The organism is Bradyrhizobium sp. CSA207, from assembly GCF_029051685.1.
GTDB lineage: Bacteria > Pseudomonadota > Alphaproteobacteria > Rhizobiales > Xanthobacteraceae > Bradyrhizobium.
In genome coordinates this window covers 187920-205321 of the sequence record NZ_JAACFT010000004.1, presented here as the reverse complement: position 1 = coordinate 205321, position 17402 = coordinate 187920, and the positions used below count along the sequence as shown (strand labels likewise).

Here is a 17402-nt window from a genome sequence, read left to right as displayed (position 1 = left end):
AACGAAATCCATGACTGGGCCGCCTTTCGCCTTCGCGATCGATCGCCGCGGCTTCATTCGCCTTGCGGGCACGACTGCCGCGGGGTGGCTTGCGCTCGGCGCAACGTCGGATCGCATCCGGATCGTTGCCTCGCTGACCGCTTTGCCGCTCAGCGACGAACTGACCCGAAGAGGCATGTCCGACAATTTGACGTCGCGTTTCGGTGGACTGATCGGAGGCTTGAGGCAGCGAGGCTGGGTCGAAGGCGTCAATATCCGCTTCGACCTCCGTTCCAGCTTCGGCGGACCGGACAAGCTGAAGGCTGCCGTTCAGGAGCTTATCGATCTCAAGCCCGACGTCATCATGACGGGCTCAACGATCGAAACCGCTGCGGTCTGCGCTGCCACCAAAACCATTCCAATCGTTTTCGCGACTGCAAACGATCCTGTCGGCAACGGCTTCGTCGAAAGCCTCGCGCATCCCGGCGGGAACGTCACCGGCTTCACCAACAGCAGCGCCGAAATGGGTGGGAAATGGCTTCAGCTGATCCAGGAAGCTGCACCGGATCTTGCCCGCGTCGGCGTCTTGTTCAATCCGGCGACCGCCCCCCGCGCCGGGCGCTTCTTCCTCGACTCCATTGAGCAAGAGGCGACGGCGTCCGGCGTGTCCGTGGTTCCCGCTACCGTCGATGCGGCAGTAGACATCGACGCGGCGATTAGCCGCTTTTCCGAATCGCCCAAGGCGGCGATGATCGCGCTGGTCGACAGCTTTCTGGTGGTCAATCGGCAGGCGGTCGTCACGGCGGCCGCGAAATATCGCGTCCCCATGATCTATCCGTTCCACTATTTCATGGATGTGGGCGGGCTGATGAGCTACGGGCCGACGCTGGAGGTCCGCTCGGCCGACTATGTCGATCTCATCCTGCGCGGCACCATGGCCGGCGACCTGCCGGTGCAATCGCCACGGAAATACGAGCTCCTGATCAACCGCCCGGTCGCCGGCGCGCTCGGATTGAAGCTTCCGTTCACGCTGCTCGCGCGCGCCGACGAGATCCGCGAGTGAACGAAGACATCGACCAGGGACATTTGCGGCCGCCTCCCGGCCGGCTGTTCCGCAAATATCTCTCCTCGATCGTCGCCCTCGCCTGTGCCGCGCTTGCCATCAATACCGCATTCGACGTCTGGTTCTCTTACCGTGAGCAGAAGCAGCTTCTCGCGGCAACCCAGCGCGAGCAGGCAGCAAGCGCGGCCATTCAGATCGGCCAGTTCATCGGCCAGATCGAAAACCAGATCAGATGGCTCGCACGCCTGCCCGCGGAGCTGTCGACCAATGAAGACGAGCGCCTGAACGCCATCCGCCTGCTGCGCCTCTCACCTGCGATCGCGGAAATTGCCGAACTCGACTCGCGGGGCCTTGAGCAGATACGCGTGTCGCGCCGAGTCGCCGACAGGATCGGCAGCAAGACTGATCTCTCCGCTTCGCCGGCCTTCCGCGGCGCGAATGAAAGCCGGACCTATTACGGTCCAGTCTATTTCCTGGGCGACACTGAACCGTTCATGACGCTCGCCGCGCGCAATTTGGGCCGCGATCCCAATGTGATCGTCGCCGAGGTCAATCTGCGTTTCATCTGGGACCTCGTCGCTGGGATCAGGGTGGGCAATACCGGCAAGGCCTATGTGGTCGATCGCATGGGGCTGTTGATTGCGCATCCGGATTTGTGGCCGGCGCTGCGCCGCACCGATCTGTCCGGGCATCCGGATGTCCGCGCCGCGCTCGATAGCCTGGCGCCGCCTGCGGGCGGGCTGGTGAAGGAGGATTTGTCGGGCCAGCGCGTGCTGTCGACCCATGCAGCGGTCCCCTCGCTCGGATGGGTGGTGTTCGTCGAGCTTCCGCTTAGCGAGGCCTACGCCCCGATCTACGCGTCGATCGGACGGTCGACGTTTCTGCTGATCGTCCTACTGGCCTTCGCGGTCCTGGTTTCCCTCCTGCTCAGCCGGCGCATGACCGTGCCGATCCAGATGCTGACGCAAGGCGCGCGACGAATCGAGAGCGGAGATCTCGACCTGCGTCTCGCGATCAGGACCGGCGACGAGCTGGAAGCGCTCGGCAACCAATTCAACCGGATGGCTGCGCATCTTCGCGACTCCTATGCGACCCTCGAGCGCAAGGTCGCCGAGCGGACCGCCGAACTCGAAAAGACCCGCGATCAGGCGCTTGCCGAGCATGACGCCGCCGAACGAGCGCGCAGCGCGGCCGTGGTGGCCAACGAGACCAAATCTCGCTTCCTCGCCGTGATCAGCCACGAACTGCGCACCCCCCTGAACGGCGTCATGGGTGTGCTGCAACTGCTCGACGACGGCAGCCTCGCCGAGGTCCAACGCCGCCACCTCGCCACTGCGGCGGCATCAGGGGAAACGCTGATCGCGCTGGTCGACGCTATCCTCGAATATGCGCGCCTCGAGGCCAGCGCCGAAATGCTGGAGACGCGCGACTTCCGCCTCGACCAGCTCATCGAGGCCGCAGCCGATCTGATGCGTCCGCAAGCTTTCGGCAAAGGCCTGACCTTCCACCTCGCCTGCGATGCGACGGTCGCCACGGCCGTGCACGGCGATCCGGTGCGGCTCAATCGCATCCTGCTCAACCTGATCGGCAACGCGATCAAATTTACGCCGAGCGGCGGTATCGGCTTGAACGCGACTGCGGCGCGGCATGACGACCATATCCTGCTTTCCATCACGATTCGCGACACCGGCATCGGCATCGCGCCCGACATGCACGAGCGGATCTTCGAAGACTTCGTGCAGGCGGACGACAGCATCGCGCGGCGGTTTGGCGGCACCGGCCTGGGCCTGGCGATCGCGCGCCGCCTGACGCGCCTGATGCGCGGCGAACTGACGGTGGAGAGCGAGCCGGGCACAGGCAGTTCGTTCGCTCTCGTGGTACCGCTCGGTCTTGCAGCAAGCAAAGTAGCTCAAGGCGCGGTCGAGCCGCCATCGCGACAGCTTCGCGTGCTGCTGGTCGATGACGACCCCATCAATTGCGAGGTCGGCGAAGCGATCCTGAAGCGCCTCGGCCACCGCCCTATGATCGCCAGAAACGGCGCCTCGGCGGTCGAGCTCGCCCGCAATCAATCGTTCGACATCATCCTGATGGATCTGCACATGCCCGACATGGACGGCGTGGAAGCAGCGTCGCGAATCGGCGAGCTCGGCCTGCAGCGGATGCCGCGTATCGTCGCGGTGACCGCCGATGTTTCGCGCAGCGCGCGCGAGCGCCTCGCTGCTGCCGGGATTCCCAAGCTCGTCAGCAAGCCGATTCTGATCAACGCCCTGCGCGAGGCAATCGAGGACGATCCCGAGGCCGAATCGACCGCGACGCAACTCGCGGCAGGTGCATTGATCGACCGGCACTTTCTCGAAGATCAGAAGGAGCTGCTGGGCGCCGCGCAGATCACGAAGCTTCACCACTTGCTGGAGGAGACGAGCAAGACGCTGGTTGAGGACATAGCGAAGGCCGCGGCGGTCGGCGATCGCACGCAGCTCGCGCGAGCCGCACACCAGCTCGGCAGCGCTGCAAGTGCGCTCGGCCTTGTCCGCCTGTTCGAGCACTGCCGGGAGGTGGAGCTGACGGCGGCCTCGATGTCAACCGCCGAGAGCGAGAGCGCCGCCCGCGAACTCGCTGTGCTTCAGCAGGCATCGATGAGCGCTCTGGACGATCTGCTCCTGCCTGCCGAGCTGCGTTCGGTCAGGTAGCTGCGGGGCGCCCGCGCGCGCCTGTGTCGTCACCGGCACTGAACCGTTCAACGAGAAAATCGATGAAGAGCCGCACCTTCACCGAAAGATGCCGCGTCGGTGGATAGACCGCATAGAGCGCCAGCGGCGGCGCGGAATAATCCTCCAGCACCGTGCGCAGCTCGCCTTTCCTCAAGGCGTCAGCGGCGATGAATTCGGGAAGCAGCGCGAGGCCCCTGCCCTTGATCGCGACGTCGCGCAGCACCTCGGCATTGTTCACGCAGAGCGACCAGGCCGGCTGGATCCAGTGATCGCCGTCGGCGCCGGTGAGCTTCCACTGATTGCCGGTGAGCAGGAAGCCGTAGGTCAGCGAGGCGTGCTCGCGCAGATCCTGAGGATGCTTCGGCGCACCATGACGCGCCAGATAATCCGGCGAAGCGCAGATCATGCGCGCCACCGGCATGATCTTGCGCGCGATCAGGCTGGAGGATTCCAGCTCCGCAATCCGCAGCGTCACGTCAAATCCGTCCTGGACGGGATCGAGCAGATCGTCGCTGAGCACGAGCTGGAGCTGAAGCTCCGGATATCGCGCCATGAAATCGGCGAGCACCGGTCCGAGCCGCAGGGTGCCGAACGACATCGGCGCGTTGACGCGCAACAATCCGCGCGGCGCCGACTGGAGCTGCGTCACCGCCTGATCGGCGGCCTCGATCTCCGAAAGGATCACGACTGCGCGCTCGAAATATTGCTGGCCGTTCTCGGTCGGGCTCGCATGCCGGGTGGTCCGGTTCAAGAGCTGCACGCCGAGGCTCTCCTCGAGGTCGGCGATGTATTTGCTGATGGCGGAGCGCGAGAGCCGCAACTGGCGGCCCGCCTCGGCAAAGCTGCCGCTTTCGACCACCTTCACGAAGGCGCGCAGGCTGGCGACCTTATCCAAGGGTCCAGCCCGGCGATTGGTTCCAAATCATAGACATAGCCGTCATATTTGCATGGATTGTCTCCAATCCAAAGCGGAACGATATTTCCGGCCAGAGCAAGACCGCTCCACGAGCCTTGGAGAACAACAAATGTCTGGACTGCACCACGTCACCGCGATTGCCGGCGACCCCATCAGGAATTTCGCCTTCTACACCCGCGACCTCGGCCTGCGCTTCGTCAAGAAGACGGTCAATTTCGATGATCCCGGCACCTACCATTTCTATTATGGCGACGAGACCGGCCGGCCTGGCACCATCCTGACTTTCTTCCCTTGGGCCGGTGCGCCGGCCGGGCGCCGCGGCGTCGGCGAGACCCATCAGACCGCTTTCCGCGTGCCGCAGCGTTCGCTCGGCTACTGGACCCAGCGCTTCATTGAGAAGGGCATCGCTTACGAGGCCCTCGAAAAGCGCTTTGGCGAATCCGTGCTGCCGTTCACCGACCCTGATGGCATGGCGCTCGCGCTGGTCGGCGTCCCCGGTGCCGAGAACGAGCCCGGCTGGAGCAATGGCGAGGTGCCGGCCGAGCATGCAATCCGCGGGTTCCATGGCGTGACACTGCTGCTCGACAGCGCGGCGAAGACGGCTGGCGTCCTCACCGACGTGTTCGGCTTCGAGGAAACCGCGCGCGAAGGTTCGGTGATCCGCTTCAAGGCGCCCGGTGACGCCGAGGGCAGCGTCGTCGACATCTACGAGGCCAAGGGCTTTTTGCGTGGCCATCAGGGCGGCGGTTCGGTGCACCATATCGCTTTCCGTGCGGCTGACGATGCCGAGCAGGGCAAGATGGCGCAGAGACTCGTGAGCAATCACGGCCTGCACCCGACTGAGCAAAGGGACCGCAACTACTTCCGCTCGATCTACTTCCGCGAGCCCGGCGGCGTGCTGTTCGAGATCGCAACCGATATTCCCGGCTTCGCCGTCGACGAACCGGTCGCGACACTGGGCCGCGACCTGAAGCTGCCGGGCTTCCTCGAACAGCATCGCAAGCAGATCGAGGACGTCCTGCCGAGCCTGGAAGAGAGCGTGTCATGACCGAGAGTGCATTCATCCATCGCTTCGAGCCCGCGAACAGCGCGGGCTCCACCCCGCTCCTGCTGCTGCACGGCACCGGCGGCGACGAGAACGATCTGCTCGGGCTCGGCAAGATGATCTCGTCCGGCTCCGCCCTGCTCTCGCCGCGCGGCCGCGTGCTCGAGCACGGCATGCCGCGCTTCTTCCGCCGTCTCACTGAGGGCGTGTTCGACGAGGACGATGTGCGTCGCCGCGCGCTCGAACTTGGCGACTTCGTTGCAGACGTCCGGCAACGTTACGGCATCACGGCGCCAGTTGCGGTCGGCTTTTCCAACGGCGCCAACATCGCGGCCGCGCTGCTATTGCTGAAGCCGGACGTATTGGCAGGCGCCATCCTGCTGCGCGCGATGGTGCCCCTGTCGGTTCCGCCCAAGGCCGCACTCGACGGTAAACCGGTTCTGCTGCTGTCCGGACAGGCCGACCCGATTGTGCCGGCGAGCAATTCGGCACGGTTGGCGGCCCTGCTTGCGGACGCGGGAGCGCGGGTAGACTACAAGGTGCTTCCGGCGGGCCATCAATTGTCGCAAGCCGACGTGACGCTGGCCCGCGACTGGATCGGCAACGCCGCCGCCGAAGCCGCCTGACCTGGAAGGGGCGCACCGCTTGACCGCGGCGCGCCCCTTCGCGTGTCCGCGACCTATCTGCCCCTGCGCAATCCGGCGCCAATTTTTGCGCGAAATTTCCGCTTGCTCGTTTCCGCGTCAGGCCTAGAATTTGGGACATGGTTCCGAATTTTGGAACCGCCTGGACCGACCATCATGAGCGCCCTCACCAACGCCATCGAGATCCTGCACTGCTTTTCCAGCGCGCGGCCGGATCTGTCGTTCGCGGATGTGATGGCGCTGACGGGCAAGCCGAAGAGCTCGACCTCGCGGCTGCTGCGCGCGCTTCGCGACTGCGGCCTGCTCGAGCAGGACCCTCACACCCGCCGCTACCGGCCGGGCCTCCTCACCTTCGAACTCGGGCGGCTGCACCGTGCCCATGACGATCTGATCAGCATGGCCGAGCGCGAGCTGCGCGAGGTCTGCGCGCGCACCGGGCATACCGGTTACATCGCCGTGCTCGACGGCTGCGAGCAGGTCGTGCTCAGGATCGTGCCGGGCTCGAATCCGCTTCGCGTGGTCAATCCGCCGGGGCAGCGCACGCCAGCGCTCGCCACTTCGAACGGCCGCGCCATGCTCGCGCGGCTTTCGGACGCGGACATCCGCGCCCGGGTGCCGGCGACCTACCCGAAACTGCCGCGCAACTCGCCGCAGAACTTCAAGCAGTTGATGACGCGCCTGGACGAGATTCGCCGCACCGGCATATCCGAGGCGGCCGACGAATCCATCGAGGGCGTGGGCTCGCAGGGCTTTGCGCTGAAGAGCGGCGAGACCGGCGAGATGATCGGGATCGCGGTGTCCTATTCGGTGCAGGCGACCACCGCCGCCGAGCGCGCCAATGTCCGCCGCGAGCTGGCGGCAATGGCCGCAAAGCTCAGGCGACTGACCGGCGATCAACTCGACCAGGTTGTCACACGCGTTCAGGCGGGGACGCGATGAGCGAGGCCGCCACCCGACGCCCCAACGGGCTTGCGCTCTTCATTCTGCCGGGCGCGCTGCTGTTTGCGCTGTTCTTCTTCCTGCCGATCGGACTGATGGCGCTGATGAGCGTGCTCACCGGCAATCCGGTGGTCGCGCCGAAGGTCGCCTTCACCACGCGGCATTACGCCCGCATGTTCGACGATCCCTATTATCTCGAAGTGATCTGGACCACGATCCGGATCGGGCTCGTGACCACGCTGGTCGCGCTCGTGATCGGTTATCCCTTGGCCCACTGGATGGCGCGCATCAAGAGCCGCACCGGGCACGCGCTGTTGCTGATGGCCGTGCTGGCGCCGATGCTGACCGGCATCGTGGTGCGCACCTTCGCCTGGATGACACTTCTGTCCGACAAGGGCGTGATCAATCAGACGCTGATCTCGCTCGGCATCGTCAGCCAACCCTTGAAGCTGATGTACACCGAGACCGGCATCGTTGTCGGGCTGGTCCACATCTACGTCCCCTTCATGGTGCTGACGCTGACCGGCGTGATCGGCCGCATCGACGAGCGGCTGGAGCAGGCTGCGGAAAATCTCGGCGCAAGCCCCTTGCGCGCCTTCATCGAAGTGACGCTGCCGCTCAGCCTGCCCGGCATCCTGGCCGGCTCGCTGCTGGTGTTCGCGCTCGCGATCAGCGCCTACGTCACGCCGATCCTGCTCGGCGGCTTCCAGATCATGACGCTGCCGATCCTGATCTATCAGCAGATTTCTGCGAACTTCAACGTCGGCTTCGCAGCCGCGCTCGGCATCGTGCTGCTCCTGATCTCGTTGATGCTCGTCATCGCCTATAACCACGCGCTCGGCCTCGTCTCCGGCCAGCGCGAGCTGCAATGAGGCGATGATGGGAAACTCCGCGTCGCACAGCCCGCTCCTCTCCTCCGACCGCAATGCGGCGCCACGTCAGATGGTATCCGCATCGATGCGCACGGCTTCAGGCCCCACGCATTACGGCCGCGCCCTTTATCTCGCCATCAACGTCGCGATCCTCATCTTCCTGCTGGCGCCGATCGCGATCGTCGTCGTATTTGCGCTCAACCCGACCCCCTTCATCCAGTTTCCGCCGGTCGGCGTATCCTTGCGCTGGTTCGAGAAGTTCTTCGCCTCGCGCGACTTCATGCACGCGCTCGGCTTCAGCCTGCAGATCGCGCTCCTCACCACGGTATCCGCAACCGTGCTCGGCGCATCGGCGGCGCTGGCGCTCGCCCGCGGCAATCTGCCCGGCACGCGACTGATCGTGGCGACCATGCTCTCGCCTTTGATGCTGCCGGCGATCCTTACGGGACTCGCGCTGTTCCAGACCTATGTGCTGCTCGACGTGGGCCGTCCGACGTGGGGCCTGGTCGCCGGCCACACGCTGGTGACGCTGCCCTATGTCGTCCGCACGACGCTCGCGGTGCTGCACAATTTCGACCTGCGCCTGGAAGAAGCCGCGCGCAATCTCGGCGCAAGCCCGCTCCGCACCTTTTTCGAAGTGACACTGCCGCTGATCAAGCCCGGCGTGCTTGCCGGTGCGATCTTCGCTTTCATCGTCTCCTTCGACCAGTTCCCGGTGTCGCTGTTCCTGGTCAGCCCGGGCAACGAGACGCTGCCGGTGACGCTGTTCAACTATCTCAAGTTTGATCTCGACGGCACCATCGGCGCCGCCTCGGTGGTCTCGATCGTCCTCGCTTTCGTCGTCGTCGTCGGGCTCGACCGCACCGTCGGCCTGCGTTCCTACGTCAAATTGTAACCGCTCATTGTCCCCCAAAGGAATCGAGACATGATGAAAGCTCTGGGATCGTCACGGCTCAGCCGCCGCCGCTTTCTGACCGCAAGCGCCTCGCTCGGCATCAGCACGATCGCCGCGCCCCATGTCGCGCGCGCCGACGATCCCACGCTGCGCATCACCGGTTGGGGCGGCAAATGGGGCGAGGTCATGAAGGCCGAGATCGGCCCCGCCTTCGAGAGCGAGTTCAAGTGCAAGCTCCAGACCGACTCCGCTTTCCCCTACCTGCCGAAGCTCCAGGCGAGCTCGCGCTCGGCGCCGATCTACGACGTGCTGCACACCAATTCCAACGAGCAGTGGGCCGCAGCCGAAATGGGCCTGGTCGAGCCGAAAATCGACGCCAAGCTCGTGCCGAACCTCACTGACGTCTACCCCTACGCCATCAGCGACAAGATCGTCGGCGTCTCGATCTTCACCAGCGCGATCGGGCTCGGCCTGCGCACCGACAAGGGCTATGGCAGCGTCAGCTCCTGGAAGGAGTTGTGGGACCCGAAATACAACGGCGTCCGCGGCGGCTACGTCATTCCCGTCAACAGCCTCGGCCAGGCCTTCCTGATGATGTGCGGCACGCTGTTCGGCAAGGGCCAGACCGATCTCGATGCGGCCTATGCCGCGCTGGAAAAGCTGAAGCCGATCAAGATCGTCGATTTCACCGGCGCGATGGAGAAGATGCTGCTGTCCGGCGAAGTCGGGCTCTGTGTCATCCACGATTCCGGCATCTACCGCTATGACGGGCAGAACCAGCCGATCGATTTCGTCGCGCCGAGCGAGGGCGTTCTCTCGCTCGAGCAGGTCCTGACGATCACGCCCGGCAGCAAGATGAAGGAGCTCGCCAACGCTTATGTCAATTACATGCTGCGCCCCGAGATTCAGAAGCGCCTCGCGGAAACCGTGTGGTACTCGCCGGCCAACAGCAAGGTAAAGCTCGACGCCAAATACGACGCCAAGCTGCTCACCACGCCCGAAAAGGTCTCGAAGCTGATTCAGGTCGACTGGAAGTGGTACAACGAGCGCAAGGACGAGATCGACCAGCGCGTCAACCGGATCTTCCGCGCATGAGCGCGTCGATCGAGATCGCCGGCGTCAGCAAGGTCTATGACGGCGGCGTGCGCGCTGTGGACGCGGTCGCCATGGACATCCGCCAGGGCGAGTTCTTCTCCCTGCTCGGTCCGTCCGGCTGCGGCAAGACCACGACGCTGCGCATGATCGCCGGCTTCGAGACGCCGAGCGCTGGCGCCATCCGCGTCGACGGCGCCGACATCACCCATGTGCCGGCGCACAAGCGCGACATGGGCATGGTGTTCCAGAACTACGCGCTGTTCCCGCATCGCACCGTCGCTGAGAACGTCGCCTTCGGCCTGCGCATGCGCGGGCTCGAAAAGGCGATCATCGCGGCCAAGGTGAAGGCGGCGCTTGCCATGGTCGAGCTGTCCGGCCTGGAGGATCGCCGTCCCGCCCAGCTCTCCGGCGGCCAGCAGCAGCGCGTGGCGCTCGCCCGCGCCATCGTGATCGCCCCGCGCGTCCTGCTCTGCGACGAGCCGCTCGGCGCGCTGGACAAGAAGCTGCGCCAGCAGATGCAGTTCGAGCTCAAGCAGCTCCAGAAAAAGCTCGGCCTGACCCTGGTCTTCGTCACCCACGACCAGGAAGAGGCGCTGGCGATGTCCGACCGCATCGCCGTGATGAACGGCGGCCGCGTCGAGCAGGTCGGCACGCCCACCGAGATCTACAACCAGCCGACAACGCGCTTCGTCGCTGACTTCATCGGCGACACCAACATTTTCCGCGGCGAGCGCACCGCGACAGCCGCCGCCGGCCCGGCTCTCGACGTCGGCAAGGGCCTGATCCTGATGCTGCCGCTTGGGGCTGACACGCAAGGCTCCGGCGTTCTCTCCGTGGCGCTGCGTCCCGAGAAGATCCTGCTCTCGCCGCGCAGCGAGGGCGCGGACGGTACGGCCGGTGCTTGTGCGCATGGTGTCATCGAGAACACCAATTTTCTTGGTGGCGCGGTGCTCTACCGCATCACGCTCGAGGGCGGCCATCGCGTCCTCGTGCAGCAGCCGAATGCGGGCGCGGGCCGCCTGTTCGTTCCCGGCAACGGTGTCACGCTCGACTGGACGCCGGCCGATCTCGTCGTCTTGAAGGACTAGACAGACATGAACATGCCGTTGCAGCACCAGCGTATCGGGGTGGTCGTGATCGGCCAGTCTCCCCGTCCCACGATCGTCGCCGAGATTGCCGCCGTATTGTCGCCGGGCATCCAGATCGAGCTGCGCGGCGCGCTCGATGGCATGAGCCGCGCCGAGATCGACGCCATTCCGCCGATGGACGGCTATGACACGCTGTTCACGCTGCTGCCGAACGGCGACGGCGTCACCATCAGCAAGAAGGAAGTCGAACGGCGGGCGAGCCAGCAGATCACCCGATTCAAGCACGAGGGCGTCGGCGTGACGCTGATGGCCTGCACCGGCAAATTCCCCAATCTCGCGGCCGATGGGCTCGTCATCCTGCCGTCGGCCATCCTGCATAACCTGGTCGAAGCCGTATTGCCCAAGGGCCGGCTCGGCGTGTTCTCGCCGCTTCCCGAGCAGACCGCGCTGATCGACAAGAAATGGCAGCGCGAGGGTGTCGAGGTCGTCGGCGTCACGCTCCGCCCCGGCTCAGCTGAGGCCGCGGTCGACGTGGCCGCGCACACCATGGCGGACCTCGAGCCCGACCTCGTGGTGATGGACTGCATCAGCTACACCAGCGCCAACAAGGCGCGCGTGCGAAACGCCTATCCCGGCCCGGTGATCCTCGGCATTGCCGCCGCGGCCCGCATCGTCGAGGAGCTGGTGTCGTGAGTAAGGTGGAATTGAAAACGATCAGCCTCGACGAGATCGAATCGCTCGCGGTCGGCGCCTGGATCCTCGGCACCGGCGGCGGCGGCAGCCCGTATCTCGGCCTGCTCAATCTGCGCCGGCTCTATGCCGAAGGACACCGCGTGCAACTGATGTCGCCGCTTGACCTGAACGACGACGACTGGGTCGCTGTGGTCTCCAACATGGGCGCGCCGCTGGTTGGGCAGGAACGCCTCGCCGACAGCCGCAACATCGCGCGTGCCGTGCGGATGCAGGAGGAGATCAACGGCATCAAGTTCCGCGCCGTGATGTCGGTGGAAATCGGCGGCGGCAACGGCGTGCAGGCGCTGATGGCGGCCGCCCATCTCGGCATTCCCGTGGTCGACGCCGACTGCATGGGCCGCGCCTTCCCCGAGGCGCAGATGACGTCGGTCGCGATCGGGGGCCTGCGCCCTTACCCGTGCACGCTCTACGATCCGCGCGGCATCGAAGCCGTCGTCACCAAGGTGCCGAGCTGGAAGTGGATGGAGCGGGCGAGCCGCAAGATCTGCGTCGAGATGGGCTCGATCGCCTCCACCAGCAAGGCCCCGCGCACCGGGCGCGAGGTCAAGGACTGGGGCATCCACTTCACCACCACCAAGGCGATCCGGATCGGCCGCGCCGTGCAGGAGGCCAACCGCCGTCACGAGGACCCGATCGCCGCGCTGCTCGCGGCCGAGGGCGGCAAGAAGCTGTTCACCGGCAAGATCGTCGACGTGGCCCGGCGCACCACGGAAGGATTCTTGCGCGGCTCGGCCACGATCGAAGGCAGCGATGGCGACCGCGGCAGCCGGCTCAAACTCTCGTTCCAGAACGAATGGATCGTTGCCTGGCGCGATGAGGAAGCCATTGCAACGTCGCCCGACCTGATCTGCGTGCTCGACAGCGTCAACGGCCACGGCGTCGGCACCGAGACCATCCGCTACGGCCAGCGCGTCACCGTCGTGGCGCTGCCGGCGCCGGCCGTACTGACGAGTCCGCGGGGCCTCGAGTTCGTCGGCCCCCGCGCCTTCGGCTACGACCTCGACTACCGTTCCCTGTTCGCGCCCGCTGTGGCTGGAGCTTAAGATCCCATGAAGCGTATTGGCATCGATGTCGGCGGCACCAACACGGATGCCGTGCTGATCGTCGACGAGAAGGTCGTCCATTCCGTCAAGCGGCCGACCACCGCCGACGTGACCTCGGGCATCCTGGACGCACTGAAAGCGCTGCGTGCCAATCCGGCCGCCGCGGTGAAGGTCGACGCGGTCGTCATCGGCACCACGCATTTCATCAACGCGGTGGTGCAGCGGCGCCACGTCCAGAAGATCGCCGCGATCCGCATCGGCATGCCCGCGAGCGCCTCGCTGCCGCCGTTCTGCGACTGGCCCACGGACCTCGCCACGCTGGTCAACGGCGAGATCTTTATGCTGGAGGGCGGCCACGATTACGACGGCCGCCCGTTCATGCCGCTGGACGTCGCTGCCCTCAAGGACGCCGCGCGAAAGATCAAGGATAAGGGCCTGGGCTCGGTCGCGGTGTGCTCGAGCTTCTCGCCGCTCGATCCGTCCTGCGAGACCACGGCGCGCGAGATTCTCGGCGAGATCTGCCCTGATGTCGCGGTGACGCTGTCGCACGATCTCGGCCGTATCGGCCTGCTCGAACGCGAGAATGCCGCGCTCCTCAACGCCTCCCTGCACGACCTCGCCATCACCACGGTCGCGGCCTTCCGCAAGGCGATCGCCGACAGCGGCATTGATGCGCCGCTGTTCCTGACCCAGAACGACGGCACCGTCATGCAGGCCGAGATCGCCACCGCTTTCCCGGTGATGAGCTTTGCGTCCGGCGCCACCAATTCCATGCGCGGCGCCGCTCACCTCTCCGGCCTCGACGATGCCATGGTCGTCGACGTCGGCGGCACCACCTCCGACATCGGCCAGCTCAGGCACGGCTTTCCGCGCGAGGCCAATGCCGTGGTCGAAGTCGGCGGCGTCCGCACGCTGTTCCGGATGCCTGATCTTTTGTCGATCGGGCTCGGCGGCGGCAGCCATGTCGAGGAGGATCCGGTCCGCGTCGGCCCGCTCAGCGTCGGCTACCGGCTGACGTCGGATGCGCTGGTGTTCGGCGGCTCGCGCCTCACCGCCACCGACATTGCGGTGGCCGCGGGTCTCATCGAGATCGGCGACCGCTCCCGCGTCACCAAGCTGCCCAAACGCCTGATCGAGGCGGCGCTGCGTGACGCCTGGCGCAAGCTCGAGGAGGACATCGACCGCATGAAGACCGAAGCCGGCGACGTGCCGCTGCTCGCGGTCGGCGGCGGCGCCTTCCTGGTGCCCGATCGCTTGCCGGGCATTTCTGAAATTGTGCGCGTGCCGCATGGCGACTGCGCCAATGCGGTGGGCGCGGCGATCGCGCAGGTCAGCGGCGAAGCCGACCAGGTGTTCCGCGATCTCAGCCGCGAGGACGCCATCGCGGCGGCGCGCGACATCGCGGCGGACCGTGCCGTCCAGGCCGGCGCCGCGCGCGACAGCTTGAAGACCGTCGATGTCGAGGACATGCCGATCGCTTATCTGCCCGGCAATGCACTGCGCGTGCGCGTCCGCGTTGCGGGGGCGATCGCCGATCCGGATCTGCCGGCGGCGGCATGACGGACTCATCCCCGGCGTCATGGCCGGGCTCGTCCCGGCCATCCACGTGTTAGCAACGCGGCACGAAGAACGTGGATGCCCGGGACACGCCCGGGCATGACGACCTGCTAAACCAAAAGCGCGAAAACAACCCCATGCACAGTAGCCGGTGCTTGCCAGATCAATGACTTACGCGGGCAGCGACCGAGCGCTTTGACTCGTCGGGCAAAACACTGGTATGATGCCATTATTCCGAAATAGCGGCTATTCCTTCTCCCCTTGTGGGAGACCGGTGATCGTGGGAGACCGGTGATCGATTTTTTTGCGAGGGTTCAATGGCTTAGACCGTTCGTGTCCCTTTAGTGTCAACGGCATTCCTCAGCTTACCTGTTTATAACAGCGCTCGACCGGGTCCACACGGATTGATCCAGTATTTCCGAACACGCCATAGTTGCGCGCTATGGCGACTCAAATCCCAGAGCCTTACTACGTCGCTTATATTGACGAGGCGGGCGATGCAGGACTGAAGAAAGTGCGCCCGATTGACCCTGTGGGCGCGACGGAATGGCTGTGCCTTGGCGCGGTGCTAATGAAAGTTAAGTATGAGCCCGAAGTGAACAACTGGGTTCGAGCGATCTTGTCAAAGGCTGGGAGCAACCGCGCCGACCTTCACTACAGGCACTTGTCCGCCTCTCAGAAACGGATTGCTTTGGGCGAGGTCGCTCAGCTCCCCTTGCGTGGCTTTGTTCTTGCGTCGAACAAGAAGAACATGCGCGGTCACCGAAACGAGCGAGCCGAGCGTGCTGGAGCCCAGCAATGGTTCTACAACTACTGTCTGCGCCTACTTTTGGAACGCGTAACTGACTTCTGCTACCGGCATGCAGCCAAGGAGCGCGCAAAGGATCGTTTCGTGAAGATCCTATACAGCGAACGCAGTATTCATTCTTACGCCCAAACAGCGGCCTACCATGAGCTTCTGAAGATGCAGGCAAGAGCCGGGGCTCTCGTCCTTACGAAGCGACGGATTATGTGGGAAGTATTGGATTGGCGGCTTGCCCAACCAGTATCGCACTCAGCAAGTCCGGGCGCGCAGCTTGCGGATGTTGTAACGAGCGCTTTCTATCAAGCCGTGGATACGCTTCCGCCAACGAAGTGGAATAACCAATTTGCAAGACTGCTGGAGCCGATCATGGCGACGGAGAGCGGGTCGTCTATGGGGTACGGCGTGGCTCTTCAGCCAACGCCTACGTGGAAAGCGAAGCTGGACAACAAGCAAAGGCAGATCTTCGAGTTCTACGGCTACAGGTTCTGGCCATGACGCGTGAAGCACTTCCGTTAGCAGGAATAGTACGCACTACCTTTTCGAATTCGTATCGCGCTAACCATGGGCGTAGACCGATGCCGAAGCAGGTTGGCGATGGTCTTTGCGCATTCAGGCACGCCCCTAATCATTTGAGGAGCAAGGACAGACGCGCTCGGAGCCTTGGCTGCCCTTCTAGCGACGGACCCTTCTCAAACTTTGATCTATGCGCGCAAGCGTAATCCGCTGTGACACTGGAGTCTGATCCGGCCCGCCCACTATTGTCCCCGTTGGAACGCTGTCCCTGTTCTTTACCACATCAGGTACCCCAGCTTTCTTAGCCACCAATCTCCACTTTCTGCGGAATTCGGTCGTGGACCAAGGTAAGCCGGTAACATCGTTTATGATGATTGGGCCGGACGTTGGGAGGGCCGCAATGTCGAGGCCAATTGCCTTGAGTTCCGCCAGCACCATCGGAGCCTTCTTCAGATCGACTTCGATCGGGCGGCCGCTTGATCCTGTCGCGTGTCGCAAGATCAAATTTTTATCGATGTCGGACCAACGTAGGCCACGAAGCCACTTCCGACCATTGATTTCGAAATCGGAGCTTCCCGGCTCGTCGATAGGAACCCACTCACCGATTACATCCTTTTGGCTAAGCCTCAATTCGAATTGAAACGCTTGGACGAGAGCTATCGAATACCAACCAAAGTGTTCGCGAGCAGTGCGACGGATTGCTTGGACGTTCTCGGCAGTTAGTTGCACGAGGCGCGGTCCCTGAGTGCCAAACCGGCTCTCGCGAAGGATTTCCGCAAGACGCTTGCACTCTGTATCTTCGAGCAGCGTAAAGCCAAATTTAAATAGAGCCCGAAGCCGCGCGATCATGTCATACGCAGCGGCAGTCCTACCGCCAGAACCCGAAACTTTGTACCAGTAAACCAGCGTTGGCGCCTTAATACCTCGGAGCTGATGGCGACCGTATTTTTCGCTTATGCGATCGAACGTGCGGCTCTGCTTGATGCGCACCTGATAGCGAAGTTTTTGGAAAGGCGAGTCCAAATCACTTCGGTAGAAATCTATTAGTTGCTTGAGCGTTAGTGCCATTGTGCGATCACAGCCCCTCGGCGTGCAAGTACATTAGTAGAATGATGCTGATAATCACAACCGCCGCAGCTATGCCGACCACTCCGTCGGCCCGGATAACTGCTCCCAGAAAGTGTATTTCAAGTCTTTGAAATCGATCCACGACATTGGCTCCGTGCTACTTGGCTCAGACGATCCGAACCGATGTCGCCATTGGCTCAGCGTCGGCCCCTTGTGCCAACATTATTCGGCGCTCAAGAAAATTCCTAAGCGATTGTAAAGCCTTAAGCAGGATGCGAGGTCATCAGCGCTCTTGAAGAAAAACCGCTGATGTAGGCGACCGAAAACTACTATGCCAATAAATATCTGAGAGCGCTGTCGAAACCCCGCGCGCTAGCGCGACAACATGACGGGAAGGGACTTCGGCAGAACATGAC

General features: G+C 63.9%; 15 protein-coding genes. 13 read left to right on the top strand and 2 right to left on the bottom strand.

Annotated elements, in window-relative coordinates; genetic code table 11:
- Positions 1 to 10: 10 nt before the first annotated feature.
- Both GWG65_RS05915 and GWG65_RS05910 read left to right on the top strand, forming a co-directional pair.
- On the top strand, positions 11 to 1042 hold the full coding sequence (locus tag GWG65_RS05915) for an ABC transporter substrate-binding protein (RefSeq protein ID WP_275194468.1): 1032 nt from the start codon (positions 11 to 13) through the stop codon (positions 1040 to 1042).
- Entirely contained in the window at positions 1039 to 3732 is a 2694-nt protein-coding gene (locus GWG65_RS05910; protein ID WP_275194467.1) for a hybrid sensor histidine kinase/response regulator, read from the top strand. Before GWG65_RS05915 ends, GWG65_RS05910 begins: the two co-directional genes overlap by 4 nt.
- Here the strand turns inward: GWG65_RS05910 and GWG65_RS05905 are convergent.
- Positions 3725 to 4648 carry a LysR family transcriptional regulator gene (locus GWG65_RS05905; protein WP_275194466.1) on the bottom strand — a complete coding sequence of 308 codons (924 nt, stop codon included), beginning with the start codon at positions 4646 to 4648 and terminating at the stop codon, positions 3725 to 3727. The genes GWG65_RS05910 and GWG65_RS05905 overlap by 8 nt on opposite strands.
- Positions 4649 to 4778: 130 nt before the next feature.
- Here GWG65_RS05905 and GWG65_RS05900 point away from each other — a divergent pair, with 130 nt between their 5' ends.
- The 11 genes from GWG65_RS05900 to GWG65_RS05850 all read left to right on the top strand — a co-directional run bounded on the left by GWG65_RS05900 (position 4779) and on the right by GWG65_RS05850 (position 15900).
- Complete coding sequence (locus GWG65_RS05900) at positions 4779 to 5717, top strand: ring-cleaving dioxygenase (protein ID WP_275194465.1); 939 nt, start codon at positions 4779 to 4781, stop codon at positions 5715 to 5717.
- Positions 5714 to 6340, top strand: coding sequence for an alpha/beta hydrolase (locus GWG65_RS05895; RefSeq protein WP_275194464.1), 627 nt, complete (start codon positions 5714 to 5716; stop codon positions 6338 to 6340). Before GWG65_RS05900 ends, GWG65_RS05895 begins: the two co-directional genes overlap by 4 nt.
- A gap of 174 nt (positions 6341 to 6514) precedes the next feature.
- Positions 6515 to 7297 (top strand): IclR family transcriptional regulator, encoded by a 783-nt coding sequence (locus GWG65_RS05890; RefSeq protein ID WP_275194463.1) that lies wholly within the window; start codon positions 6515 to 6517, stop codon positions 7295 to 7297.
- Entirely contained in the window at positions 7294 to 8169 is an 876-nt protein-coding gene (locus tag GWG65_RS05885) for an ABC transporter permease (protein ID WP_275194462.1), read from the top strand. The genes GWG65_RS05890 and GWG65_RS05885 overlap by 4 nt, the downstream gene beginning before the upstream one ends.
- A gap of 85 nt (positions 8170 to 8254) precedes the next feature.
- Positions 8255 to 9064, top strand: a complete 810-nt coding sequence (locus GWG65_RS05880) for an ABC transporter permease (RefSeq protein WP_342760626.1) — start codon at positions 8255 to 8257, stop codon at positions 9062 to 9064.
- A 30-nt stretch (positions 9065 to 9094) separates the two neighbouring features.
- Positions 9095 to 10159, top strand: a complete 1065-nt coding sequence (locus GWG65_RS05875; RefSeq protein WP_275194461.1) for an extracellular solute-binding protein — start codon at positions 9095 to 9097, stop codon at positions 10157 to 10159.
- The gene (locus tag GWG65_RS05870) at positions 10156 to 11247 is read left to right on the top strand and encodes an ABC transporter ATP-binding protein (RefSeq protein ID WP_275194460.1); all 1092 of its coding nucleotides are present in this window, start codon (positions 10156 to 10158) and stop codon (positions 11245 to 11247) included. The genes GWG65_RS05875 and GWG65_RS05870 overlap by 4 nt, the downstream gene beginning before the upstream one ends.
- A 6-nt stretch (positions 11248 to 11253) precedes the next feature.
- Positions 11254 to 11940, top strand: coding sequence for an AroM family protein (locus GWG65_RS05865; RefSeq protein WP_275194459.1), 687 nt, complete (start codon positions 11254 to 11256; stop codon positions 11938 to 11940).
- Entirely contained in the window at positions 11937 to 13043 is a 1107-nt protein-coding gene (locus GWG65_RS05860) for a DUF917 domain-containing protein (RefSeq protein ID WP_275194458.1), read from the top strand. Before GWG65_RS05865 ends, GWG65_RS05860 begins: the two co-directional genes overlap by 4 nt.
- Before the next feature lie 6 nt (positions 13044 to 13049).
- Positions 13050 to 14603: a hydantoinase/oxoprolinase family protein gene (locus GWG65_RS05855; RefSeq protein ID WP_275194457.1), complete on the top strand. Its 1554-nt coding sequence runs from the start codon at positions 13050 to 13052 to the stop codon at positions 14601 to 14603.
- 439 nt (positions 14604 to 15042) lie between these two features.
- Complete coding sequence (locus GWG65_RS05850; RefSeq protein WP_275194456.1) at positions 15043 to 15900, top strand: DUF3800 domain-containing protein; 858 nt, start codon at positions 15043 to 15045, stop codon at positions 15898 to 15900.
- A gap of 177 nt (positions 15901 to 16077) precedes the next feature.
- Here GWG65_RS05850 and GWG65_RS05845 read toward each other — a convergent pair whose 3' ends face one another.
- Entirely contained in the window at positions 16078 to 16986 is a 909-nt protein-coding gene (locus GWG65_RS05845; protein WP_275194455.1) for a hypothetical protein, read from the bottom strand.
- Between the last annotated feature and the right edge of the window lie 416 nt (positions 16987 to 17402).